Origin of the sequence: Sporosarcina sp. FA9 (genome assembly GCF_051550205.1) — a bacterium.
Classification (GTDB): domain Bacteria; phylum Bacillota; class Bacilli; order Bacillales_A; family Planococcaceae; genus Sporosarcina.
Genome location: NZ_CP188819.1, coordinates 3373864 through 3398030, shown reverse-complemented (window position 1 = coordinate 3398030; position 24167 = coordinate 3373864). Strand labels below are relative to the sequence as shown.

The following is a 24167-nucleotide window of genomic DNA, read 5'->3' as shown; positions in this document are numbered from 1 at the left end:
AGTGTTGACAGAAAATAAAGCGGAGACAATGCGACTTCAGTTAAGAGAAGATCCAGAAGTACAAAATCTTGTACGTTCCATTGATACGAGAAATCAGATGGATCTTTTGGAGTTCGGAAAAGAACCGGCTGTGGAAATATCTACTTTTGCCGATCGTATTTTAGCTTCAATGCGTTCTTCAAGTGTTACGGATTCAGGTACTATGCTGAAACAACTTGGTAAAACGATGGACAAATTCGATAAAAATGATTTTGATGAGCCAAAAGGTTTGTTTGGCAAGTTATTCAACCGCGGAGAAAAAATGATTGAAAAAGTTTTTGGAAAGTATCAAACGATTGGTAAAGAAATAGAAACGATTCATATTGAAATATCAAAATACAAAGATGAGATGATTCGGTCTACAAAAAACATGGACGAAATGTATGAACAAAACTTTAACTTCTATATGGCACTTGAAAAATATGTTGTAGCGGGTCAAATAAAAGTTGAAGAAATGAGGGCTCTTGTGCCGAGCCTTGAACAGCGTTCTGCAGGCGGAGACCAATTAGCTCACATGGAGTTGGATACGATGAACAACGCGGTCCAAGCCCTCGAAGAACGTGTCTATGACCTTGAAATGGCAAGGATGGTAGCTCTTCAAACGGCGCCACAGCTTCGCCTTTTACAGCGAGGGAATACAAAACTCATCGGGAAAATCAATTCTGCTTTCATAACGACAATTCCCATCTTTAAAAATGGAATTATCCAAGCTGTTGCAGCGAAACGCCAAAAGCTTGTTGCAGATTCAATGAGTGAGCTCGATAAACGAACAAATGAAATGCTCTTGAAAAACTCACAAAACATTGCGAGTCAGAGTGCTGACATTGCTCGTCTTGCGGGTGGTCCAAGTATTAAAATTGAAACAATTGAAGAAAGCTGGAACACAATTGTTAAAGGTTTGGATGAGACAAGAGCGATTGAAGATGAGAATAAACGTGCAAGAGAAGATGGAATGAAGCGAATTGCAGAGCTTCAAGAAACAATGAAAAATTACGGTAAATAACATACTGCTTTATACTTCAACGAATACCAAATTGGAAAAACAGTAGCATCGCATTTGTGTTGTGTGCCTTAATAGTTAGAGGTATGGATCTAGCTTTTAAGGTGTGCAGCAATAGAGCGATGCTTTTTAGTACAAAGAGTACTGTTTTTTCTTTCACATTTTTGAAATAAAACGCCTATCTTTTAAGTCCTACAATCTCCTCTTCAGTTAAGAAGCGCCATTGACCTCGGTCTAATGAACCGAGCTGAATATGCTTTATGCGAACCCTTTGCAAGTGCGTAACGGTATATTGAAAATGTCTGCACATTCTACGAATTTGTCGATTTAATCCCTGTGAAAGCGTAATGCGGAACGTATAATCATCCAACTGAATTACGGAGCATGGATTTGTTCTTGTAAAGTCTTTTTTTCTTGGATTATAAATATTGACACCGTTTGATAAGTTTATTATAAAAGTATCCGTTATTTTTTTATCGACTTTTACTATGTATTCTTTTTCATGGTTGTTTTCTTCCTTCATTAGCTCATTTACAACACTTCCGTCATTTGTTAGTAAAATAAGGCCAACTGTTTCTTTATCTAGACGCCCAACTGGAAATATGCGTTCAGGAAAAGATATGAAGTCAATAATATTATCAACAATGTTTGGACTGGCTGTACAAACAACACCCCTTGGTTTATTAAGCATTATATAGATGTCTTGGGAAGTATGCTTGATTTTATGACCGTCCACCTCGACTTGATCATTTTCTTCAACAAAATAAACATGAGGCGCAATCTTGCCGTTCACTAAAACTTTCTCGGCGGTAATATAACGCTCCGCCTGTCTTCTAGAACAGAATCCGGAAGAACTAATATATTGATTCAACCTCAAAATTCTCACTCCTTGTCTATCTAGAATCTTACGTTTTCTTTACTGTAGAATGGGTTCCTCGTTCCTCCGCAATAATTGCTTCAAAACGAACAACTTAATTCCGGAAAATTAACAATTAAATGAAAAGGCCCCTACTGATTAATTTACTTAACCGTAAGGATCCTTTCTTCATTATTTGCTATTCAATAAATTTTTCTATTATATTAGGGTTTTTTCACTACTTCGCCTTCTCGTCTGAAGAATCCAAAGATCCCCACAGTTTGAACGATATTAGTAAAGGCATTTGGATCTACTTCTTTAATAATCTTTTCTAAATCATATAATTCGTATCGTGTGATTACAAGATACATCATGTTTTTGTCTTCTCTTGAATAAGCGCCTTTTGCTGGAATAATTGTAATACCGCGTACCATTTGTTGATGGATAGCATATTGTAATTCATCCGCTTTGTGTGTAACAATCATTGCAGTTACTTTTTCATGTCGTGTATGAAGCGTATCAATAACAGCAGTCGTTACATACAGTGCAACCATTGTATACAATGCGTTTTCGGGTTCGTACAAAAAACCCGCCGCTACGATAATGATACCGTTTAAGACTAGGAAATAGGTTCCGATAGGTTTATCTTGTAAGCGTGATAAAACCATTGCGACAATGTCCATACCGCCTGTCGAAGCACCTAGTTTAAAGGATATTCCAACGCCTATTCCGGCAATTGCTCCGCCAAAAACTGCGTTTAATAGAATATCGTCGGAAACAGATAAGACAGGTAGTATTCCCATAAAAGAAGTTGCAAAAATAACGGAAACGATACTGTAAATTGTAAATCCTTTTCCTACTTTGAACCAACCCAATATGAAAACCGGAATATTGAACAGCAATAATAGAATACCGGTGCTAATATTTAATCCCGAATAATCTTTTAAAACGCTTGATACAAGTTGAGCGGCCCCTGCAAATCCACTGGCATAGACATTTGCATTGATTAAGAAAAAGTTGAGAGAAATCGCTACTAATAAGGATCCGAAAATAACGACCACGATACGTTTTGCTTCAATAAAAAACATAGGGACCTCCTCTAATAAGAAAATAGGGTGTTGCTTGTTGGATAAAAGATTTGTCAGAGGCTAATTGTACCGAACTTTATAATGAAATGATACTTTTTAAATTTAATTATACGTACTCTTTTTGAGATGTAGGTACGGGTGAAGTGTTATTTAGGTTTCAAGCAAGCAGCAAGGCATCCAAATCAATAATGTTAATCGTATTTTGCTTCAACTGCTTGATCCAACCAGCGTCTTCAAATTCTGTTAACTTACGACTGACAGTTTCAGGTGTTGTGCCAATATGGGAAGCGATGTCTTTTCGACTCAACGGCAATGTGACGATGTTTTGGTTCTGTTCTTCAACTAAATTAGCCAAATACATTGCTATGCGTGTTTCGGCAGACTCCATTGCAATGCTCGCGGATTGTTTCTCAGTTTTTGCCAATCTCGATGAAAACTCAGTAAGTACTTTTAATGAAATCGATGGATATTTCAATAAAAACACTTGGAATTTCTCTCTACTCATGACACAGAGCTCCGTAGTTTCCATAGACTCTGCATAAGCATCGTGAACAGACTCGGTAAATAAGCTAAGCTCACCAGTGAAATCACCGGGCCCTAAAATGCGTACAATCTGCTCTTTTCCCGTTTCAGACAATCTGTAAATTTTCACTCGTCCTTTATGAACAATATACAAACCATCTGATTTGTCGCCGGCATGGTAAATTGTATGACCACGAGGATGTTTAATGGAGTTCGTTTCTTTTACAATCTCTTTCATTTCCTTTGAATTCAAATGATTGAAAATCGGTACGATGGAGATGCACATTTTTCGCATATCCGCTGCAACGTCTGTCTGATGTTCACACTGATCTTTATCGGTCAATTGTAATCTCCCACCTTACTTAGTTAGTCGGCAGTATCGGTTTCAACTTGCGAGTGGACTGTATTTCTTTAAGTATACCGAACTATTTGGATTGCGTTTAGTATTTCGATTAATACACTAAGTTCCTGCCATTTTTTGCTTAACTTCTAACTTGAAAAAAGTACTGTTTTTAAAACAATATCTAAATGTAGATCGATTAATTGAAAAAAGTTTCTCGTATTCTTTTTCTTATTGCAAAAGTGCTTTATAATAGAGATATCGTAATTAATGATGAATGGAGAGGGACAAAGCATATGGAACTTATCTACAAAGGAAAAACTAAAGATGTGTACGAGATGGACGGTGGTAATGTCTTATTGAAATTTAAAGATGATGTTACAGGGGAAGATGGTGTTTTCGATCCTGGTGCAAACACGGTCGGACTTACAATTGAAGGAGCGGGGAAGTCGGGTTTACGGATGACGACTCACTTTTTTGAAAAATTAGCAAGGAAAAACATTCCAACTCATTTTGTGGATTCAAATATAGACAAAGTCACGATGACGGTAAAGAAAGCCGCGATGTTTGGACGAGGGCTTGAAGTCATTTGTAGGTATCGTGCGGTAGGAAGTTTCTTAAAAAGATATGGTGCATATTGTGAAGAGGGACAACCGTTGAATGCTTTTGTAGAAGTTACTTTAAAAGACGATGACCGCAATGATCCTCCTATTAACCAAGATGGGCTTTCACAACTTGGAATCTTATCGATAGATGATTACAAGAAACTTGAAGAGTTAACAATAGAAATTTCGGGAATCGTAAAAGAGGAACTTGCTTTAAAAGACCTTGAATTATATGACATAAAACTTGAATTTGGGCGTCATATTGAAACAAATGAAATTATGTTAATCGATGAAATTTCTGGTGGAAATATGCGTGTGTATAAGAACGGCGTATATATCTCACCGATGGAACTTGAAAAAATCGTTTTAGCGTAAAATAAAATCCACCACACCAAATCTACATAATGGTATGGTGGATTTTATTTTCATACATAATTTCTTTCAAATTGGGCAACCCTTCTTAAGATACGTACTTTTAAGGAGGAGTTTAATTTGAAACGAATTTATTTACTGGTTACTGCATTTATAGTGATCCTTGTTCTTACGGGGTGTGTGCAAAGGGCTGCTTGGATACCTGTAAGTGGTGAGGATGCAAAAATGGTTGCTGCGCCGATTATCAATACGGCTGGGAAAAAGATAGGTGAAGCAACTTTTACTGAAGCCACTGAAGGTGTAACGATTTACATTACAGCTGAAGGACTTACGCCTGGCTTGCATGGCACTCATATACACAGCAAAGGGAAATGTACACCACCTGATTTTGAATCGGCGGGCGGACACTTTAACCCGACGACCAAAGAACATGGTTTTGAAAATCCAAAGGGATTCCATTTGGGTGATTTGCCTAATATCGAAGTAGATAAAAGCGGGAAATTCAAAATTGAATTAACGACAAAAGAATTCTCCTTAGACTCACTATTGGATAGTGACGGAAGTGCCTTAGTTATCCATGCGGACCCAGATGATTATAAAACGGATCCTTCAGGTAACTCAGGAGAGCGTGTCGCCTGTGCCGCGATTAAAAAATAGATATTACTTTTGTAAAAAGTTTTCAGTGTAGTATGGCTGTGACATCCCGTTAAATGCGACTCCAACACCAAGGTGATTGTAGGTATCCAGTAAAATATTCTCTCGGTGCCCAGCGGAGTTCATAAGACCTTCATGGGCGAAAATGCTACTCGATTGACCATAAGCAAGGTTTTCTCCAGCCCCGCGAAAAGTGATGCCGTCCATTTCCATACGGTCAAATGGGGATTGACCTTGTTTATTGTCGTGACTGAAAAAGTCGTTATTGGCCATATCCTTACTATGTTTTCGTGCCGTACCCGCGACACTTTCTTCCCATTTAAGACTGTTTAACCCGTTTCTTACGCGTGATGCGTTTGTAAGATCGAATAATTGTTGTTCAAATCCATATTGAAGAATCGAGTTTCCGCCAGCGTAAATGCTGGCTTTTTGCAATTCAAGTGATTTTGAGACGAGCTGAATTGCGGTAACTTTATCGTTTTGATGGAGGTCATAAAATATATAAGTATATGTATCACCTATTTGAAAAAAATCGAACCCTTCGCTATCTTGTAGAATAAAGATGTTTAATCCTTTTCGAATTTCTTTAAGAGGTTCACCTAATAATTCCCGGACTGCGGATTTTGGAGATCCATAACGGATATTTGTACTGGATGCAATTAAATCATCATTTGTGTATAAGGCATTTACCAAACGGTTTTTATCGAATGAGACCATAACAAAATTACTGTACTCTGTATGGAACGTAAACCATTCGGTACCGTATTCATTCATGGAATTACTTTTTGGCTCGCCTAACTTTGCTAATACTTCATTTTCCGAAGTACCAATTTCTATGTTATGGATCGAAAACTGACTGTGTTCAGGTTTTGATAATACCGGTTTTTCTACCTCGATAGTTGTAGCAACGTTTTCCGTTAGCTTGGAGGTTAGTAAATGTAGGGCTTTATCGGTCGTTTCACCAATATATTGTACAACTGTGTATACGGATTCTTTAGTCAAATAGGACTGAATCTTTTCATCGACAGGATCTAGAAATGAAATATCCACATATTTGGAAACGGGTTCTTCCCAAATGGGTTTTGCTAGATAGATGACTGAAATGAGTAAAACAAATAAGAATAATCTTTTCAAGGTGAAGCCTCCTTCAATCTATTATAACCTGTCACGGCGCTAGGAATACAATGGAGAGATTTTCCCCATTAGGCATTTAAAAACGGTATACTAAGGAAACAACAAATGATCGGGGTTATAATCGTATGATACTATCTAAAAAAGTGATAAATGCACAAGCTCTTGAACAGAATGAACAACTGTTCAAATGTCCTGTTTGCTCGGCAGGAATGGAAGTGGTTGAGCAATCCAAAATGGTTTGTCCAGAGAATCATTCCTTTGATTTATCAAAGACTGGTTATGTTAATTTATCTTCTCATATACATGTAACTAAATACGATAAGTCGCTTTTTGCGGCAAGAAAAAAAGTGATTAATGGAGGTTTTTTTGAACCTCTCCTAGATTATATTTACGAAGCGGTATTGCCACAGGTTAATGGCACGATTCTTGATGCAGGATGCGGAGAAGGTTCTCAGTTGGCTGCAATTCTTCAACGTTTACCGGAAGATGTTACGGGCGTTGGGATCGATCTTGCGAAAGAAGGAATTGCTACTGCGGCGAAAGAACATCCAGGGAATGTTTGGTGCGTTGCAGACCTTGCGAATTGTCCATTTGGTGACTCTACTTTTAATGTGATTCTAAATGTGTTGTCTCCTGCAAATTATGCAGAGTTTATTCGCCTATTAAAGCCTGATGGTCTATTCCTAAAAGTTATTCCTGGAGACAATTATTTAAAAGAGCTAAGAGCTATATTCTATGACGATACAAAAGAACAGAAGGATTCAGATCACGGTATGCGATTTGAGCAACATTTTGAATCTGTGCGAATGGATCGTATTGCGTATGAATTTGCGTTAGACAAAGAGTTACTGGCCCCGCTTATTCGAATGACGCCACTTTCATGGGGGGCGAGTCCCGAGAAGCTAGAGCAGGCTCTTAATATGGATATTTCAATGATTACAGTTGATTTCACAGTTATGAGTGGTGTGAAAAAGAAGTAGGCAAGTGGGAAGGGGTTTATGCATGTTTACTGGTCTGAGCAGTGTACCAGGGTGGTTTTATATACTTGCAATCGGAGTGGTCATTTTATTTATCATCATCACGGAGTTTCGAACGCGATAAGGAGGTGTTTTCGTGGTGAAGAAAGCCGGTAAACGTCAAAGACCAAAACTGTCTGGAATACACGAAACATTGTTAGCGGACAATCTTTGGGGCAATGATGGCTATGTAGAGAGAGTGCGAATTGAAGGTGGAAACGTAGTCGGTGACGAGGAAGAGAGATTGTCATTTGATGATGTTATTTTCAAAGACGTTTCATTTTCCGGGAGCGAACTAAGAACATCGGAATTTGTCGATGTTGTATTTGATACATGCGACTTTTCCAACGCCAATCTTCAAAATGCCGTATTTCATAGATGTGAAATTATCAATTCAAAACTGACGGGCGCGGATTTTGCAAATGCGAAAGTAAGCCATACATCATTTAAAGAATGCGATGGAAGATATATTAATTTTAGTTTTTCTGGAATGAAAGAAATTGATTTTAACCAATGCAGTTTAGTAGATGCCGACTTTTACGAATGTACGTTTAAAGATGTTCGTTTTGATAAATGTAAAATGGACAATATCAACTTTTCCGAAACGGATTTAATGGGTGTAGATTTATCCAACAGTACATACGAGGGCATAGAAGTGTCTCTCTCCAAACTAGCGGGTTGTATTGTATCGACAGATCAAGCAATTGGTTTTGCACGTGTTTTAGGATTATCTGTAAAAGAAGAATGATGGTATACTTAATTAAAATCAGACATGAAGAGAGTGGATACATTTGTTAACATTTGAAGAAAAAGTAGAGATTATCGAGTCATTTCCGGAACTAACGCGCAATGATGTTTCAATGAAAAGAGTAAATTATCATTATAAGGATAGTTTGTTTGATAAAACGGTTGTAATTCAACATCTACATCCAAACGGTAATGGGTTTGTTTATGTTGCGGGACTTCACGGATATGAACCTGATGAACGTGGACTTGTGAACATTCGTGAAGCTACGGAAGAGGAATTTCGCAGTATAATCGCGGCAGCTATTAAAAATCTTTCCGAAGGGCCAGATGGTGAAGTGCAGCCGATTGAAGAGAAGTGGGTTGGACCGAATGGTGAAGAACTATTACTCGTTGAAGAGGAAGAATTTTGGAACCTTTATCATGGTTTGAACTTAGAAGAAAGCTTTGGTGCTTATGGACAAGCAAAAGCGTATTTGAGAGAGGAACAATTCAAGCAAGTACAAAATGGACGTGATTCTTAATGAAGGGAAGAGTGCTCGTCATTGGAATTATCTTTTTTGTATTTCTCGCTATAGCGATAATTTATTATTCAATGACAGTATCTATTGAGCGTATTGAGAATAGCGTTGAACAATCAATTGATTGTTCAATTGAAAAAGTTATATAAAAAAGTGCACTGGGGATAAAAACCCAATGCACTTTTTTATCTTCATTTAGCAAATTATTTTTTCTTACCTTTATAAAGACCTTTTCCGAAAGGTAACCACCAATTCCAGTTACCGAACATTTTCATTAGACTTGGTACGAGAAGGAGTCTTATGATTGTCGCGTCGATTGCAACCGCTATAGCGATACCTACACCGATTTGTTTCACCGGCATGACATCAGTAAACGCGAAAGCACCTGTCAGAACAATCATTATTAGTGCCGCAGACGTAATGACTTTACTTGTCGTTGCAAGTCCTTCGACCGTCGCTTTATCATTATCAAATGAAATCGAGTATTCTTCCTGCATACGTGAAATCAGGAAGACTTCATAATCCATACTCAGTCCAAATACAAGGCTGAAAACGATGACCGGTATAATGAGTGCAATTGTCCCTGCAGTAAGGCCGAAATGTCCGTATTGGAAAATGTATACAAGAATTCCGAACGTTGCTGAAAGACCAATGACGTTCATTAAAATTGCTTTAACAGGAATAATTAACGATTTAAAAGCAATCATAAGAATAAAGAACGTAGAGACGATTATTAATCCAAGTACATAACCGATCTTATCCCAAATCTCATCAAATATTTCCTGATTGAATTTCGGTTGTCCTCCAATGGACAAATTCCAATCCGTTTCCTTGGATGACCAATCACGAACCCATTCTTGTGCCTCTTCGGATGATCCACTCGCTGCGAGGGTTACGGGTATCATAAGTTGGTCGTTGTTAACGAATTTCCCTATGAGCGGAGCAAGAGCTGCTTCCATTTCGGGAACTTCCATAGCATGTGTCCATTCATCTACGGACTTAATTTCACCTACTGTAAAGATTGTACTAACTACATCGACAATGGATTCACTTGTAAGTTCTTTTTCGAGCTTCACCATTTCAAGAAGGCCGTCTTTATCTTTCCAGCCACCCGAACGTTCCGCTATGACGTAAACGGAGGATTGCTGACCAAGCCCGAATTGTTCGTCGATTAACTCAAAAGATGTTCTGGAATCATAGGACTCCGGTAATGAATCAATTTCTGGAATTGTAAGCTCCATGTTTTTCACAGGAATCATGGCGATGCCCAGTAAAACTAAAGCTACCAATGTAATTAAAACAGGTCGTTTGATAACTTTGTTTGCAAATTTACGCCAGTTATCCGAGCCATTTTCTTTAGGTTTAAGTATTTGCCATTTATCGATTCGGTCGCCAAGTGCAATTAGCACCGCAGGCAACAGAGTGATAGAGCTGAGTACGGCCATCGAAACGACAATCATACCACCGAGTGCAATGTTTTGAAAGATATCCACACGAATAAGCATCATTGCCCCGAGTCCGATAAAAACACAGACAGCAGAAAAAATAACGGAGCGACCTGCAGTGCGAATCGTTGTGGAAACAGCATCTTCGAAATTACCCAGTTTACGTTCTTCGCGGTATCGACTTATGAATAATAATGCAAAGTCAATACTTAAAGCTAAACCAAGCATTGGGATAATGTTTAGAACAAAGATGGAAAGATCGATTTGGGCACCAAGTAGTGTTAGGATCCCAAATGATGAAATAACGGTAACAATCCCAATAAGGAGCGGGACAAAAGAAGCGACTACCGTTCCAAATGCGAACAGCAGAATAATAATAGCGATTGGTAACCCAATTGCTTCTGCAGTAATCAAATCTCTTTGGCTTGCGGTATTAATGTCTTTAGCGATTGCGGAAGCTCCAGTAAGTGTAATCCCGGCTTGGTCACCAACTGCAGCCCTAATATCCGTTACAACATCAGACATGTTTTTTTCTTCATTATTAAAATGAAGCATCGCATAGGAAACATCTTCTTTATAAAGTGTTTTATCATCAAGAGGAGAACTAATGGACGAGGTCACACCAAGTTTTTCAACGTTATTGAGTGTGTTGGTTATTAATTCGTCATCCACTTTTTCAAAAACAAGGAACATAGTTTCGGCAGGCATATCAAACGTCTCAGAGACAATCTCCATTACCTTAGCGTGTTCACCATTTGTACGGAATCCATCGCCTTCAAGCATTCCAGGTAGGCCAATTGCGAAATAGGCCATTATTGCAAAAAAAGCAATCCATGTAAAGATAATGTATTTATGTGTTTTTGTGACAAGTTTTGCTAGTGTGTTCATTTAGGGCTTCGTTCCCTCCATATTAAAAGTTAAATCTATATCTCTATAGTAACTTAAAGAATATGAAAAGTCTCTAAACTCTCAATGTGAAAGGAACTCCAAATGAAACAAAATGAACAAGTAGTGTCGATACCACCATTAGGGTCTGAATCGGTAACCTACTTAAAAAGTATTGTTACGGAAATCAACTATAGCAATCCGTTTAGAATGGGTGATTGTACTAAAAATTAAAAAAGCATAGAAAAAAAGCCATACCCCGAAGGGAATGGCTTTTGAATGGTTAATTTAAATTAGTTTTTGTTTACGTTTGTAGCTTGAAGACCACGTTGGCCTTGCTCGATTTCAAACGTTACATCTTGGCCTTCTTCAAGAGACTTGAAGCCTTCTCCTTGAATAGCTGAGAAGTGTACGAATACGTCGTCGCCATCTTCGCGTTCGATGAAGCCAAATCCTTTTTCTGCGTTAAACCATTTCACTTTACCTTGTTCCATGTGTGTTTCCTCCTCGTGTGCATTATGCACACATTGTATTACTATCCTTGCTCAAGTCTTGAAGCGGTCAAGATTTATTCTGTGACCATCGCGCCGAACAAAAATAATTCTTCTTTATCATAGCATTGCCCGAAACATAAAGCAAGAGAAATGATTAAGTTATAAAAACAATATGAGTATTCGATAGACAATTCCAGCGACAATGGCAGAAATAGGTAACGTTATTATCCATGTAATCACAATTTTCTGAGCTACACCCCATTTTACCCCTTTTACACGCTGGGCCGTGCCAACACCCATAATTGCGGAAGAAATAACATGTGTAGTACTTACTGGTAGATGAAGCAACGTGGCGCTAAATATAATGATTGCAGATGATAAGTCAGCAGCAGCACCATTTACAGGCCTGATTTTCATGATTTTTCCGCCTACGGTTTTAATGATTTTATAACCGCCAATCGATGTTCCAAGTCCCATTGCAGTTGCTGCAGCAATTCGAACCCATAGTTGGATGTCATCCGTTGTTTGAAGATTTCCTGCGATAAGTGCCATTGTTATAATTCCCATGGCTTTTTGTGCATCGTTTGTTCCGTGTGTAAAAGATTGAAGTGCGGCTGTTCCAATTTGCAAATACCGAATACGTCGGTTCGCTTTAAATAAGTTTTTATTTTTTAATAAGACTTTAAACAAAGTCATCATTAGAAATCCACCTATTAGAGCAATAAATGGAGATATTAGAAGTGCTTGCAATATTTTAATAAATCCAGTGTAGTTTAGCACTCCGAAACCAGCAGCAGAAATTGCGGCTCCGGCAATAGAGCCGATTAAAGCATGCGAAGAACTAGAAGGAATCCCAAAATACCATGTAATTAGATTCCAAAGAATTGCCGATATAAGGGCAGCCAAGATTACGAGAGACCCATTTTCAAGAAGAAATGGATCGACAATGTCTTTTGAAATTGTTTTTGCTACACCTGTAAAAGTAAGTGCCCCAACAAAATTCATTATTGCGGCCATTAAAATTGCAGGTCGCGGTTTTAAAGCGCGTGTTGAGACCGACGTTGCAATTGCATTCGCTGTGTCGTGGAAACCGTTGATGAAATCAAATGCTAGTGCAAAAACAACAACAAGAATTGTAAGGAGAAGTACCGTTTCCACCTGTTAGCCTCCCTAAGCGTTACGCATAATAATTGCTTCAAGCGTATTAGCAACGTCTTGACAATAGTCTGCTATGTCTTCAAGTTGTTCGTAAATGTTTTTGTATTGGATTATGCGAATCGGGTCTTTTTCATTCACGAATAATTGTTTGATTGATGTACGATAAATTTCGTCGCAAATACCTTCATATTTCTTAATAAGAACGGCATGGTCACGCATCTCTACTAATTTTTTTCGGGATAGTAATTTGACAGCTTTGACAATTTCATCAGTGCTCTTAACGATATTAGCCATAAACGATTGAACATACTCGTCGATTTCAATAAGAGAAAACATTTCTAAATGAGCAGCAAAATGTTCTACACCATCAAGAATATCATCCATTCTAAGCGATAATTGTAAAATGTCTTCTCGTTCAATCGGTGTCATAAATGATTTGTTAAGTTTAGTTGTAAGTTCGAAAATAAGAGCATCGCCTTCTTTTTCGTACTTTTTCAATCGTATGCTCACTTCTTTTAAATCAGCAGCATTCTCCACTTTGAAATCATCAGCATAGTGAATTGCTTCTTGTACAAGTTCAGCAATTGTAAGAAGAGCTGTGAAAAAAGGATCCGGTTTTCTTGGGCTAAACATTAACGAACCTCCATCCCATTTCTAGAAATAATTTTATATATACCTATCATAACAATAAAGTATAAAATTAGACAAAAAATTTAATAAAATATTTGTTGATAGAAAATAATATTTTCAGTAAATTGAAACTTATATCCTTTCTGTCCGTATGTATAGGTGATACAAAGAAATGAAGATTGTGGAGGTGATGAAATGGAACTGTTTGGTATACCAATTGTGCAAGTATATTTATATACTTTAATCATCGCGGGCATTGCAGCAATTCTATATGTCTTTATAAGTGATATTGCTGAAGGTGTTGGTGAAGTTAGTCCGTTCCTTGATCCGGCGGTTATTCTGTCATTCATAACATTTGCAGCAGCGGCGGGATATATTATGGAGCTTTCGACAAAGTGGAATTCCGGATATATTCTTACGGGTGCACTAATTATTGCCTTCATTCTAGCTCTATTGCTTTATTTCTTCATTTTACTACCGCTCGCATCTGCGGAGGTATCACTTGCTTACTCGGATGAATCTTTAGTTGGTCAAGTAGGTAAAGTAATAATTCCAGTTCCGGTAGATGGTTTCGGGGAAATTGTCATTGAATCAGTGAATGGTATTATTTCCAAACGTGCGGCAGGATATGAAAATGTATCAATTGATTACGGCAAAGAAGTTCTTATCATTGAAGTGAAAAGCGGTACATTTATCGTGAAAGAATATGAACCGTTTCGCTTTAAATAATTAAAGAGGGGGAATTGGAAAATGGAGATTTTAATCGTAATTGGAGTTGTCGTCTTTATTTTAGTTGCAATGTTACTTGTCTTTATTACAAAATATCGCACAGTTGGGCCAGACGAGGCTTTGATTGTAACAGGAAGTTATTTAGGAAAGAAAAATGTACATACGGATGATTCGGGTAACCGAGTTAAAATTATTCGTGGCGGAGGAACATTTCTCTTACCGGTCTTTCAACAAGCAAAACCGCTTAGTTTATTATCAAGCAAGCTTGAAGTAACTACACCGGAAGTCTATACAGGTGAAGGGGTTCCCGTTATGGCCGATGGTACAGCAATCATAAAGATTGGTGGTTCCATTTCGGAAATAGCTACAGCTGCAGAGCAGTTTTTAGGGAAATCGAAAGAAGACCGTGAAAATGAAGCGAAAGAAGTATTGGAAGGTCACTTACGTTCTATTTTAGGATCAATGACCGTTGAAGAAATCTATAAAAACAGGGATATGTTTTCTCAGGAAGTACAACGTGTTGCATCGCAGGATCTCTCTAAAATGGGACTTGTAATTGTATCCTTTACAATTAAAGATGTACGCGATAAAAATGGCTATCTTGACTCACTAGGGAAGCCACGTATTGCTCAAGTTAAACGTGATGCGGATATCGCAACTGTAGAAGCAGAGAAAGAAACGCGTATTAAAAATGCAGAAGCATCGAAGGAAGCACAAAAAGCAGAGATTGAGCGTGCGACTGAAATTGCTGAAGCGCAAAAAGAAAATGAACTAAAAACCGCGGTATACCGCCAAGAGCAAGACGTTGCAAAAGCACGTGCGGACCAAGCGTACGAGCTTCAAACGGCAGTTTCCAAACAGGAAGTTATGGAACAAGAGATGCAAATTCAAATTATTGAGCGTCAGAAGCAAATTGAACTAGAAGAAAAAGAAATTCTTCGTCGTGAAAAACAATACGATTCAGAAGTTAAGAAAAAAGCAGATGCGGATCGTTATGCAATTGAACAAAATGCCGAGGCCGATAAATCCAGACGTATGGCAGAGGCGGATGCTGAAAAGTATACTATAGAAGCAAGAGCAAAAGCTGATGCTGAAAAAGTTCGTCTTGACGGTACGGCAAAAGCCGACTCTCTTCGTGCACAAGGTGAATCGGAAGCAGATATTATCCTTCTGAAGGGTCTTGCAGAAGCTGAATCGAAACGCAAAATTGCTGAGGCATTCCAACAGTACGGTGAAGCAGCAGTCCTTGATATGATTGTTAAAATGATTCCAGAGTATGCGAAGCAAATTGCAAGTCCACTTGCGAATATCGACAAGATTACAGTTGTAGATACGGGTAGTGGTGAAGGTGGCGGAGCGAATAAAGTAACGTCTTACGCGACAAACCTTATGGCAACACTACAAGAAACATTGAAAGCATCTTCAGGCATTGATGTAAAAGAAATGCTTGAAAACTTCTCAGGAAAAAGTAATTTACGTCCAAGCCTAGACCAACTTGCACATGAAATTAAAAGTGATAAATCAAATGAGCAAGAACTTGCGGAAAACGAAAAAAATTAAGATGTTGAAAGATAGACAAGGACCTTCATTTCAAATGAAGGTCTCTTTTTTCGGAAAATTCTTAGAACGGTTAAACAACATCATTAATAGGTCGATATATATATAAACATAGGGACAGGACGGTGTATGTAATAGTGAAAGTTTCAAAACTGGGTAAACGGATAATGTTTTACATGATTGGTACGACAGCTGTACTTGGAATATTATTTTCGGTTATATTGTTTGTCAACACGGGTTTAACGGTAAATAAGTCGGTAGGAAGTCAGGCTATTAATACCGCAACGAATATATCAGCTTTACTGGATGGCGATAAATATAAAGAGTTTAGTGAAAATCCAACAGAGTCTGATTTATACTGGGAACTGCGTGAGGAATTAAATGAATTACGACTACAGAATGGTGTCATGTATGCTTATACATATGCAGTACCTGAAAAAGATGCACCAGTCACATTTCTAGTGGATGGAATGCCTCTGGATGATATCGAAGGGGCGGCAGCAATTGGTGATGCATCATCTGCAACTAAATATAAAGATGTTGAAATGGTTCTCCAAGGCACAAATCATCATACGGGTTTGCTCGCGGATGATGATTTCGGTCAATTTTTGTCTTCATTCGTGCCATTATACGATTCAAACGGACAAGTAGTTGCGATTCTTGGAGTAGATATTGCAGCTACCCAAATTGGTGCCATTAAAAATGGAATACTCGCTACATCACTACCTATTTCAATTGGAGTAATTATTTTGATTGGATTTACGGCATTATTTGTTGTGTATAGGTTTATAAGGGCGGCACTAAATCCTTTAGTAATGATGCAACAAGCATCTACATTATTTTCAGATGGAGATATAACCGGGGCTGAAAAGATCGTAAAAACTGTAACGTATAAGCATGATAATGAGATAACTGATTTCGCAAAGTCTTTTACACATTCTCTTTTGAAAATTAAAGTCACATTAACCGACATAAATGACACTTCTCAAGGTGTAGAAACAGCTGTTGGTGCATTAGGTGAGACAATGGTGTCTGTCCGTACTTCAAATGATTCAATTGCGGAAAGTATTATACTTATTGCAGCAGGCGGAGAGGAACAAAGAGGAAATAATAGCGAGGTCGTTAGTGCAATGGAGGAGATGGCAACGGGGATCCAGCGAATCTCTGAGTCATCAGCGACCGTTGCGGAATCGTCTAGCGACATGACTTCTCTTGTAGAATTAAGCGTACAAGATACACGTGCTGTAGTAATCCAAGTACAAAATATCGAAATGTCTGTATTAGCAACAGAGTCTCATGTAAAAGTTTTGGGTGAAAAATACCGTTCAATAGAAGAAATGGTCGAAGTAATTACGGGCATCGCAAATCAAACAAACCTTCTGGCTTTGAATGCTGCAATTGAAGCTGCACGTGCAGGGGAATACGGGAAAGGGTTTGCAGTCGTTGCAGGAGAGGTCCGAAATTTAGCAGAGCTCTCAAGAAAATCTGCAGAAGAAATTAGAAGTCATTTAACAACGTTTGAAGAAGTCACGAACCAAGCATTAAATGAGATGGGTAATAGTTCTAAATTAGTAATTTCCGGAACCCAATCCGTTATTGCCATTGGTCAAAACTTAGATCGTGTTCTGGAATCTGTTTTACGCGTAGACGAGGAAATTCAAGATGTTTCTGCAGTCACTGAAGAAATGTCCGCAAGTTCAGAGGAAGTGCTCGCGTCAAGTGAGCATATGAGCGGAATAATGAATGAAAACCTAACACGGACAACAGGTGTTGCTGAATCTTCTGGTGAACAAGTGGAAATAGTGAGCAGACTTGAAGAGACAATTACAGAACTTCGAGACTCGTCCAAAAAAATGGCGGAAAGCATTAAACACTTCCGAATTTAATTGTATAAATTGGTCATAAAGTAAAGCCCGAGTGTTTCGCCTCGGGCTTTTTTTTACGTTGAAGGCCCCTGTTTGCGGATATTTATATTGAAAACACTACATATTAAGAAAATCTTCATATTTATCCTAGGTATCTCTTAAGAAAGTCTTCTTACAATGAAGAAAGTAAAGATTGTTGGAGGGATAAATATGATAAGCATCATTGATTTGAATCATTCATTTAAAATCGGTAAAAAAGGGAATGAAAAATTCATACCTGTATTGAAGGGATTGACATTTGAAGTAGCGGATGGTGAAATCGTTTCTATTGTTGGGAAAAGTGGTTCAGGTAAATCCACGCTATTACATATAATGGCGGGTTTTTTAACACCGGATAATGGAGTTATTCAAGTGAACGGCATTGAAACGTCTCAGTTTAATGAAGCAGAAAGTGCAGAGTTCAGGTTGAAGAACTACGGTTTTGTCTTTCAAAACTTTCAACTTATGCCTGGTCTGAATGCCTTTGAAAATGTGGAGCTACCTTTAAAGTTAAAAGGGGTTAGTAAAAGTATGCGACGAAAAAAGGTGGGAGAACTTATGCGGCAAGTGGGGCTTTCAGACGTTCAAGATCACTATCCAAATGAGTTGTCCGGTGGCCAGCAACAACGGGTGAGCATTGCGCGAGCGCTCGTTACAGATCCACCTATTATTTTTGCGGATGAACCAACGGGCAGTTTGGACTCAGAAACGGAGCAAGATGTTCTGCTCTTAATTCAATCACTCAACAAAACACGTGGGATTACTTTTGTTATTATTACGCATGATGATGAAGTCGCAAATACAGCAGACCGGGTGTATAAAATGCATGATGGCGAACTCTCGGAAGGTGGTTTACATAATGCAATTTAACGATCAAATTGATTTTGTGCGCCAACATATAAAGAAAAACAAACTACGTGTATTCATGACGATACTTGCGGCAACAATGGGGACTGCATTTCTAATTGTCCTTGCATCAGTGGGCTTTGGGATTCACGAAACAATCCGGAGTGAAATGTTGTCAAACCGCTTAGTTACTGAAATCCAAGTGCACTCGAGTGAAGAGACGGACAATCCAGAGGAACAAATTGAGAAGTTTAAGAAGATGGACCATGTAAAGGCAGTTGTCAATCGTCAACATATAGGAACAAATCAGCAGACGAATTTGGGTGATTATATAGGGGGTCATGATCTACTTATAACGGATTTTACTGAAGAAGGTAAAATAGGTTTCGAACTTACAGAAGGGCGCCTCCCTGAAAAAGAAAATGAAGTTGTTGTTGGTAGTGACTTTTCTGCCTTTTTAATGAATCAAAATGCAACAGAAAGTGAGAACGCTGAAGTTGCTACGTATGAGGGTAATTTAATTGGCGAGCAGTTTACTTATAAAATTGGCGGCGACGAAGGTGAATTACATGAAGAGGAAATTAAGCTTACCATTGTCGGTATTGGGAAAAGCCCAGCTAAAGACTGGATACAGGATCGTTCGATTTATGTAGACAGCTCAATCATTTCTGAACTTGAACGTATTTACTATTCATCAAAAGAAAAGGAAGAGAATGAGCAATTATTTTATGGAAACACAAATATTTATGCTTATAAAATTGAAAATGTCAAAGCAATTTCTACGGCGTTAAAAAATGAAGGCTATTATGTATATTCTATTTCAGATGAACTTGAACAGCTTGACGTATTTTTCTTGGCGCTAAAAGCAGGGCTTGTTTTTGTTGGAACGATTGCTGTTTTAATATCATCTATCGGTATTTTTAACACGATGACAATGGCGGTAACAGAACGAACACGTGAAATAGGTGTAATGAAAGCAATCGGTGCGAATCCGAAATTAATTCAGCGGTTATTTTTAATGGAGAGTGCATGGATTGGAATTGTTGGAACCGTCCTTGCTGTAGTGATTTCATATGGTGTAAGTATTGTTTCAAACTACATCTTGCCTATTATCGTTGCTTCAGCCCTTGGCGAAGAGGATTTGGGTGGTATGGAAGTCACATTTTCAATCATTCCATGGCAACTCGTCGTCATCGCTTCGATAATTAGTATAAGCGTTGCTATGGTTTCGGGATGGAGACCTGCCCGAAAAGCGACGAAGATTGATGTGATCAATGCACTGAGGCAAGAATTGTAAAATACAAGTATTGAGGTAACCGCTGTTTCTTGGGGGTTACTTTTTTTTATTTGCAGCAGTCGGATAATAAGAAATGATTTCAATCGAGAATGAATATAATTTTGAGTAGTATATATTGACTGTGTGGAAAATAAGACACCATTCGACACAAAGGTCTATGAAAGTTGTCGGAATTTTGCTATAATTGTTTTAGTTAGTAAGGTTCCACAAACATAGGTCTTAATCTACGGAGGTGGATGTTGTGAACATGTCGAAAAACAAATCTTATAGCGATTTTGACCTGAATGGATATCCTTTCCTCCGGCTTGGTTATGCGGACGTCTCTTTGCTTGGGCGATGGAACGGCTTGTCAAATGCCTTGTATTCCTTGCATAAAGACGAAGTGTTTCGGGTGCAATACAATCCGAATTCTACTGAAAATACGTTTGAAACGTATACACTTTTGGACGGAATCGTGGAATTGGAATACGAGGATATCCGTCGCGTCTTGAAGATTGGTGAAACAATAGATGCGGCAAATTATGAGAAAATCATTACATTTCATGGCGTGACAGAGGCTGAGTTGTTAATTAAAATGACCGCTGAACAATTTGAACCTGGATTTTTTGAAACAATAGTTCTTCAAAAAGAAGCGGATGCGATTGAAGCGCTTGACGGCTATACATATATGCACTGCAACCGAATTAAAGATTATTCAATTGAAGTGTGGTCACATCTTGGGTTGCCAAAAGAGAAACTGAGTATTCTAAGATGGGGCGCTTATTTTCATGACATTGGGAAGCGCACGGTCCCGCTTGAAATATTAAACAAACCGGGTAAGCTGACGGCTGAAGAGTGGGACATTATGAAAGCCCATACAATAGAAGGTGCCAAAATTATGCGGGAGCATCCAGTCAAGTGGCTCAAGGATGTAGCATTTATTGTCGAGCAACATCATGAAAGATATGATGGAAAAGGGTACCCTTATGGGCTTAAAAAGGATGAAATTGCACTTGAATCCTCCATCGTGGCCGTCGTCGATGCATTCGATGCGATGACAACTGACCGTGTGTATAAGGCGGCCCTTCCTATACTAGATGCAGTTCAAGAGCTCCTTGATGGAAAAGGAACACAGTTCAATCCGGAAATTGTGGATGCTTTCCTTTCAGTACTGAAGAAAAAGCAATACAAGTGGAAATAAGCGACTTGGGAAACTGGGTCTTTTCCATTTGAAGAAATTAAGTTAAGGAGCATGTTATAATAAGAATGGATTTAATTATACATAATGAAAGGCGGATGAAGAATGGATTATCGTATTGAACATGACACATTTGGTGAAATTAAAGTACCGGCGGACAAACTATGGGGTGCACAGACACAACGTAGTAAACAAAACTTCAGAATTGGCGGGGAAAAAATGCCAATTGGTGTCGTCTATGCATTTGCGCATTTGAAAAAGTCAGCGGCAATCGCAAGCCATGCACATGGTGCGCTATCTGAAGCTAAAATGAAGGCGATTTCTGCGGCGGCTGAAGAAGTAATCGCAGGTAAATTGGATAACCATTTTCCACTTGTCGTTTGGCAAACTGGAAGTGGAACACAGTCTAATATGAATATGAACGAAGTGCTTGCCCATCGTGGAAACCAACTGCTTGAGGAGTGGGGCGAAGAAGACCGACTACACCCGAACGATGATGTGAATAAATCACAAAGCTCAAACGATACATTCCCGACAGCACTGCATGTCGCAGGCGTTATCGCGGTCGAAGAGCAACTCGTTCCAGCACTTGCTAAATTGAAAGAAACATTCGGTAAAAAGTCCGAAGAATTTATGGATATCATTAAAATCGGTCGTACGCATTTACAAGATGCGACACCTTTGACGCTTGGCCAAGAAATTAGCGGCTGGCATCGTATGCTTGAAAAAACGGAAAAAATGATTGTGGACAGTGTCGAATCGATGAAAGAACTTGCAATCGGTGGAACGGCTGTTGGAACAGGTCTCAATGCACCTGTAGGATTTGGCGACCGTGTTGCACTGGAAATTAGCAAAGCGGTCGGTATTGAATTTACTTCTGCCAAGAATAAATTCCATTCACTTACAAGCTATGACGAAGTTGTTTACGTCCACGGTGCAATTAAAGCACTTGCCGCGGATATTATGAAAATTGCAAACGACGTACGCTGGTTGGCAAGTGGCCCACGTTCAGGTATTGGAGAAATCTCAATTCCGGAAAATGAGCCAGGCAGCTCAATCATGCCAGGTAAAGTGAACCCAACCCAAAGTGAAGCAATCACTATGGTTGTCGCCCAAGTAATGGGCAACGATACAACAATCGGATTTTCCGCAAGCCAAGGAAACTTCGAGCTGAACGTGTTTAAACCAGTTATTATTTATAACTTCCTTCAGTCCGTTACATTACTTGCAGATTCGATGATTAGCTTCAATGATAACTGTGCGGTAGGTATTGAACCGAATCGTGAAGTGATTGATAATCATGTGAAAAACTCACTTATGCTTGTAACTGCACTTAATCCACATATCGGATACGAAAATGCAGCAAAAATCGCAAAAGCAGCACATGCGGCAGGATCTACGTTGAAAGAAGCCGCACTTAAAACAGGATTATTAACGGAAGCACAATTTGACGAATATGTGGATCCTTCGAAAATGATTGGCAATTCGTAAGCTAGTTCACAAAAGGTGTCCAGTATATCTCAATAAACCCACATCCCTTCTATATGTATAGAAGGGGTTTGGGTTTATTTGGGTTGTACGGGTGACAGTCCCCTTTACAATTCAGACACAATTCTGATTATAGAATGGGTCCAGTCACTCAGGGAAATCCGGTTGGATTAAACTGGATTTGCTTGTACTAAACCAAGGGTTGATTGAATGTCGTGTGGATAACAGTCCCCCTTTAGTTTATATACGTGTCACTCACCAAAAAATCTTTCAACAGGTTTGTCGGAATCTCAAATGTCAAGATACCCATATAACCTGGTGCGGCTTCGTATTTGTCGAAAGAGATAACGAGTTTGTGATCGCTTGTAATATAGAAGTTTTGGTCCGATATGATTTGCTCAAACCCGCCATCTTCAGAAAAGAAATACACGACGTCCTCATCCGCAGCCATTTGTTCCTTCATTTCATTTACAATATACGAGCTGATAACGTCCACATAAGCATCATCCTTAAATAGACTTGGTAATGTAATTAAGATACTGTTCTGCTTATCAATCGTGTCGTATTTCATTGTTGTTGATGAGGATCCGACAGTATTCACTTCATACCGGGCAATCGCCAGCAATTGTTCGGTATCTGTCAGTATTTCATACCCCGAATCAACCCCAAGATGCCCATCGCCCTCTTGTTTCATATCTTCAACATCCTGCTCAAACTGCTCGAATAGTGCTTTGTTCTCTTTGATGTATTTTTCATTCAACATGGATTGAAGTTGTTCATCATCCAAACCAACGACTGCTGGTGTATTCAAATTGGCTTGGTATGTTTCATCATCTACCGTCAACTGTTGTACTGTAAACGCTTCGACGATTGAACCGAGCACTGGGACGTTTGCCATCGCTTGTGCAAATGATGGACTCATATTGATGCTGCCGATAAATAAAGCCGCTGCTGCCGCAACACCAATGGACCAATGCTTTAAATAGCCGCGTTTTTTGCGTGAACTTTTCGCCTGTTGAATCGATAACTTCACAACATTCTCTAACTCCGAAGGAATCTCGACCCCATCATAATTATTTTTCAACTTGTTTAATCGTTTCAAATTCGAAACTCCTCTCCAACTTCAAGTCGTAACTTCTTTAGAGCCGCATACAGTCTGGTTTTAACTGTATTCATATTTAACCCCGTAACTTTAGATATTTCGTCAATTTGTAAATCTTCAAAAAATCGAAGAATAATTACATTTTTATAAGGTAGCGGTAATTGGTCAATTGCTTCTTGTAAATCAATATCAGCCAGTTCATCTTCTACATTTGGTAAATACAGTGATAGAATATCGTCATCCATGAATGTCATTCGTTGATGTTTTCGAATAAAATCAATTGCTGTATTGACAATAATTCTATAAAACCATGTTTTCAAATAACGAATTTCTATCAGGCGGTCAATCGATTTCAGTGCTTTTTCAATTGCATCTTGAATAATATCCAGTGCATTTTCTTTATTACGCACGTAACTATAAGCTAAACGGTAATGTGCTTCCCTATTTTCAATAATAAAATCTTCTACTAATTTATATTTTTCATTTCTAGTCATGACAGAAAGTTCACCTACTCCAATTTCTAACACATCGCGAATGTGTTCTATATAGTAAGACGGGTATCTT

The 24167-nt window shown here is 38.6% G+C and carries 24 protein-coding genes; 14 read left to right on the top strand and 10 right to left on the bottom strand.

Annotated elements, in window-relative coordinates:
* The first annotated feature begins 28 nt into the window (after positions 1 to 28).
* Entirely contained in the window at positions 29 to 1042 is a 1014-nt protein-coding gene (locus ACP8HH_RS17350) for a toxic anion resistance protein (RefSeq protein WP_438319239.1), read from the top strand.
* Between the two features lie 175 nt (positions 1043 to 1217).
* On the opposite strand, the gene ACP8HH_RS17345 is transcribed toward ACP8HH_RS17350, so the two are convergent.
* The 3 genes from ACP8HH_RS17345 to ACP8HH_RS17335 form a co-directional block, all read right to left on the bottom strand.
* Positions 1218 to 1916: a pseudouridine synthase gene (locus ACP8HH_RS17345; RefSeq protein ID WP_438313441.1), complete on the bottom strand. Its 699-nt coding sequence runs from the start codon at positions 1914 to 1916 to the stop codon at positions 1218 to 1220.
* Positions 1917 to 2119: 203 nt separating this feature from the next.
* Positions 2120 to 2983: a YitT family protein gene (locus ACP8HH_RS17340; RefSeq protein ID WP_438313440.1), complete on the bottom strand. Its 864-nt coding sequence runs from the start codon at positions 2981 to 2983 to the stop codon at positions 2120 to 2122.
* A 157-nt stretch (positions 2984 to 3140) separates the two neighbouring features.
* Complete coding sequence (locus tag ACP8HH_RS17335; protein WP_438313438.1) at positions 3141 to 3848, bottom strand: Crp/Fnr family transcriptional regulator; 708 nt, start codon at positions 3846 to 3848, stop codon at positions 3141 to 3143.
* A 293-nt stretch (positions 3849 to 4141) separates the two neighbouring features.
* Between ACP8HH_RS17335 and ACP8HH_RS17330 the strand changes: the two genes are divergently transcribed.
* Together ACP8HH_RS17330 and ACP8HH_RS17325 are read left to right on the top strand one after the other, a co-directional pair.
* Positions 4142 to 4825 (top strand): phosphoribosylaminoimidazolesuccinocarboxamide synthase, encoded by a 684-nt coding sequence (locus tag ACP8HH_RS17330; RefSeq protein ID WP_438319237.1) that lies wholly within the window; start codon positions 4142 to 4144, stop codon positions 4823 to 4825.
* A gap of 117 nt (positions 4826 to 4942) precedes the next feature.
* The gene (locus ACP8HH_RS17325) at positions 4943 to 5479 is read left to right on the top strand and encodes a superoxide dismutase family protein (RefSeq protein ID WP_438313436.1); all 537 of its coding nucleotides are present in this window, start codon (positions 4943 to 4945) and stop codon (positions 5477 to 5479) included.
* A 3-nt stretch (positions 5480 to 5482) separates the two neighbouring features.
* On the opposite strand, the gene ACP8HH_RS17320 is transcribed toward ACP8HH_RS17325, so the two are convergent.
* Positions 5483 to 6610, bottom strand: coding sequence for a CAP-associated domain-containing protein (locus ACP8HH_RS17320; protein WP_438313434.1), 1128 nt, complete (start codon positions 6608 to 6610; stop codon positions 5483 to 5485).
* A gap of 125 nt (positions 6611 to 6735) precedes the next feature.
* Here ACP8HH_RS17320 and ACP8HH_RS17315 point away from each other — a divergent pair, with 125 nt between their 5' ends.
* The 4 genes from ACP8HH_RS17315 (at position 6736) to ACP8HH_RS17300 (ending at position 9040) form a co-directional block, all read left to right on the top strand.
* Positions 6736 to 7590, top strand: a complete 855-nt coding sequence (locus ACP8HH_RS17315) for a methyltransferase domain-containing protein (protein WP_438313432.1) — start codon at positions 6736 to 6738, stop codon at positions 7588 to 7590.
* Between the two features lie 133 nt (positions 7591 to 7723).
* The gene (locus ACP8HH_RS17310; protein ID WP_438313430.1) at positions 7724 to 8374 is read left to right on the top strand and encodes a pentapeptide repeat-containing protein; all 651 of its coding nucleotides are present in this window, start codon (positions 7724 to 7726) and stop codon (positions 8372 to 8374) included.
* 43 nt (positions 8375 to 8417) lie between these two features.
* A complete protein-coding gene (locus ACP8HH_RS17305; protein ID WP_438313428.1) occupies positions 8418 to 8894 on the top strand; it encodes a hypothetical protein in 477 nt (158 codons plus the stop codon).
* On the top strand, positions 8894 to 9040 hold the full coding sequence (locus tag ACP8HH_RS17300) for a hypothetical protein (protein WP_438313426.1): 147 nt from the start codon (positions 8894 to 8896) through the stop codon (positions 9038 to 9040). Before ACP8HH_RS17305 ends, ACP8HH_RS17300 begins: the two co-directional genes overlap by 1 nt.
* Before the next feature lie 54 nt (positions 9041 to 9094).
* On the opposite strand, the gene ACP8HH_RS17295 is transcribed toward ACP8HH_RS17300, so the two are convergent.
* The 4 genes from ACP8HH_RS17295 to ACP8HH_RS17280 form a co-directional block, all read right to left on the bottom strand.
* Complete coding sequence (locus tag ACP8HH_RS17295; RefSeq protein WP_438313424.1) at positions 9095 to 11224, bottom strand: MMPL family transporter; 2130 nt, start codon at positions 11222 to 11224, stop codon at positions 9095 to 9097.
* Positions 11225 to 11514: 290 nt separating this feature from the next.
* The gene (locus ACP8HH_RS17290; protein WP_067205063.1) at positions 11515 to 11715 is read right to left on the bottom strand and encodes a cold-shock protein; all 201 of its coding nucleotides are present in this window, start codon (positions 11713 to 11715) and stop codon (positions 11515 to 11517) included.
* 159 nt (positions 11716 to 11874) lie between these two features.
* Complete coding sequence (locus ACP8HH_RS17285) at positions 11875 to 12873, bottom strand: anion permease (RefSeq protein ID WP_438313422.1); 999 nt, start codon at positions 12871 to 12873, stop codon at positions 11875 to 11877.
* A gap of 12 nt (positions 12874 to 12885) precedes the next feature.
* On the bottom strand, positions 12886 to 13506 hold the full coding sequence (locus ACP8HH_RS17280) for a DUF47 domain-containing protein (RefSeq protein WP_438313420.1): 621 nt from the start codon (positions 13504 to 13506) through the stop codon (positions 12886 to 12888).
* 192 nt (positions 13507 to 13698) lie between these two features.
* On the opposite strand from ACP8HH_RS17280, the gene ACP8HH_RS17275 reads away from it, so the two are divergent.
* From ACP8HH_RS17275 to fumC, 7 genes are all read left to right on the top strand, one after another.
* On the top strand, positions 13699 to 14232 hold the full coding sequence (locus ACP8HH_RS17275; protein WP_438313419.1) for a hypothetical protein: 534 nt from the start codon (positions 13699 to 13701) through the stop codon (positions 14230 to 14232).
* A 21-nt stretch (positions 14233 to 14253) separates the two neighbouring features.
* Positions 14254 to 15792: a flotillin family protein gene (locus ACP8HH_RS17270; protein WP_438313417.1), complete on the top strand. Its 1539-nt coding sequence runs from the start codon at positions 14254 to 14256 to the stop codon at positions 15790 to 15792.
* 134 nt (positions 15793 to 15926) lie between these two features.
* On the top strand, positions 15927 to 17675 hold the full coding sequence (locus ACP8HH_RS17265; protein WP_438313415.1) for a methyl-accepting chemotaxis protein: 1749 nt from the start codon (positions 15927 to 15929) through the stop codon (positions 17673 to 17675).
* 189 nt (positions 17676 to 17864) lie between these two features.
* A complete protein-coding gene (locus tag ACP8HH_RS17260; protein ID WP_438313413.1) occupies positions 17865 to 18563 on the top strand; it encodes an ABC transporter ATP-binding protein in 699 nt (232 codons plus the stop codon).
* Entirely contained in the window at positions 18553 to 19836 is a 1284-nt protein-coding gene (locus tag ACP8HH_RS17255) for an ABC transporter permease (RefSeq protein ID WP_438313411.1), read from the top strand. Before ACP8HH_RS17260 ends, ACP8HH_RS17255 begins: the two co-directional genes overlap by 11 nt.
* Positions 19837 to 20083: 247 nt before the next feature.
* A complete protein-coding gene (locus ACP8HH_RS17250; protein ID WP_438313409.1) occupies positions 20084 to 21016 on the top strand; it encodes an HD-GYP domain-containing protein in 933 nt (310 codons plus the stop codon).
* A 102-nt stretch (positions 21017 to 21118) separates the two neighbouring features.
* On the top strand, positions 21119 to 22504 hold the full coding sequence (gene fumC, locus ACP8HH_RS17245) for a class II fumarate hydratase (RefSeq protein WP_438313407.1): 1386 nt from the start codon (positions 21119 to 21121) through the stop codon (positions 22502 to 22504).
* Positions 22505 to 22736: 232 nt separating this feature from the next.
* Here fumC and ACP8HH_RS17240 read toward each other — a convergent pair whose 3' ends face one another.
* The gene (locus ACP8HH_RS17240) at positions 22737 to 23603 is read right to left on the bottom strand and encodes a DUF3298 domain-containing protein (RefSeq protein ID WP_438313405.1); all 867 of its coding nucleotides are present in this window, start codon (positions 23601 to 23603) and stop codon (positions 22737 to 22739) included.
* Positions 23600 to 24097: an RNA polymerase sigma factor gene (locus ACP8HH_RS17235; protein WP_438313403.1), complete on the bottom strand. Its 498-nt coding sequence runs from the start codon at positions 24095 to 24097 to the stop codon at positions 23600 to 23602. Before ACP8HH_RS17235 ends, ACP8HH_RS17240 begins: the two co-directional genes overlap by 4 nt.
* Positions 24098 to 24167 lie beyond the last annotated feature (70 nt).

Coding starts and splice junctions, on each gene's coding strand:
- ACP8HH_RS17280 (WP_438313420.1), bottom strand. CDS start 13,506: ATGTTTAGCCCAAGAAAACCGGATCCTTTTTTCACAGCTCTTCTTACA.
- ACP8HH_RS17330 (WP_438319237.1), top strand. CDS start 4,142: ATGGAACTTATCTACAAAGGAAAAACTAAAGATGTGTACGAGATGGAC.
- fumC (WP_438313407.1), top strand. CDS start 21,119: ATGGATTATCGTATTGAACATGACACATTTGGTGAAATTAAAGTACCG.
- ACP8HH_RS17340 (WP_438313440.1), bottom strand. CDS start 2,983: ATGTTTTTTATTGAAGCAAAACGTATCGTGGTCGTTATTTTCGGATCC.
- ACP8HH_RS17275 (WP_438313419.1), top strand. CDS start 13,699: ATGGAACTGTTTGGTATACCAATTGTGCAAGTATATTTATATACTTTA.
- ACP8HH_RS17270 (WP_438313417.1), top strand. CDS start 14,254: ATGGAGATTTTAATCGTAATTGGAGTTGTCGTCTTTATTTTAGTTGCA.
- ACP8HH_RS17295 (WP_438313424.1), bottom strand. CDS start 11,224: ATGAACACACTAGCAAAACTTGTCACAAAAACACATAAATACATTATC.
- ACP8HH_RS17260 (WP_438313413.1), top strand. CDS start 17,865: ATGATAAGCATCATTGATTTGAATCATTCATTTAAAATCGGTAAAAAA.
- ACP8HH_RS17255 (WP_438313411.1), top strand. CDS start 18,553: ATGCAATTTAACGATCAAATTGATTTTGTGCGCCAACATATAAAGAAA.
- ACP8HH_RS17300 (WP_438313426.1), top strand. CDS start 8,894: ATGAAGGGAAGAGTGCTCGTCATTGGAATTATCTTTTTTGTATTTCTC.
- ACP8HH_RS17350 (WP_438319239.1), top strand. CDS start 29: ATGCGACTTCAGTTAAGAGAAGATCCAGAAGTACAAAATCTTGTACGT.
- ACP8HH_RS17290 (WP_067205063.1), bottom strand. CDS start 11,715: ATGGAACAAGGTAAAGTGAAATGGTTTAACGCAGAAAAAGGATTTGGC.
- ACP8HH_RS17235 (WP_438313403.1), bottom strand. CDS start 24,097: ATGACTAGAAATGAAAAATATAAATTAGTAGAAGATTTTATTATTGAA.
- ACP8HH_RS17250 (WP_438313409.1), top strand. CDS start 20,084: ATGTCGAAAAACAAATCTTATAGCGATTTTGACCTGAATGGATATCCT.
- ACP8HH_RS17315 (WP_438313432.1), top strand. CDS start 6,736: ATGATACTATCTAAAAAAGTGATAAATGCACAAGCTCTTGAACAGAAT.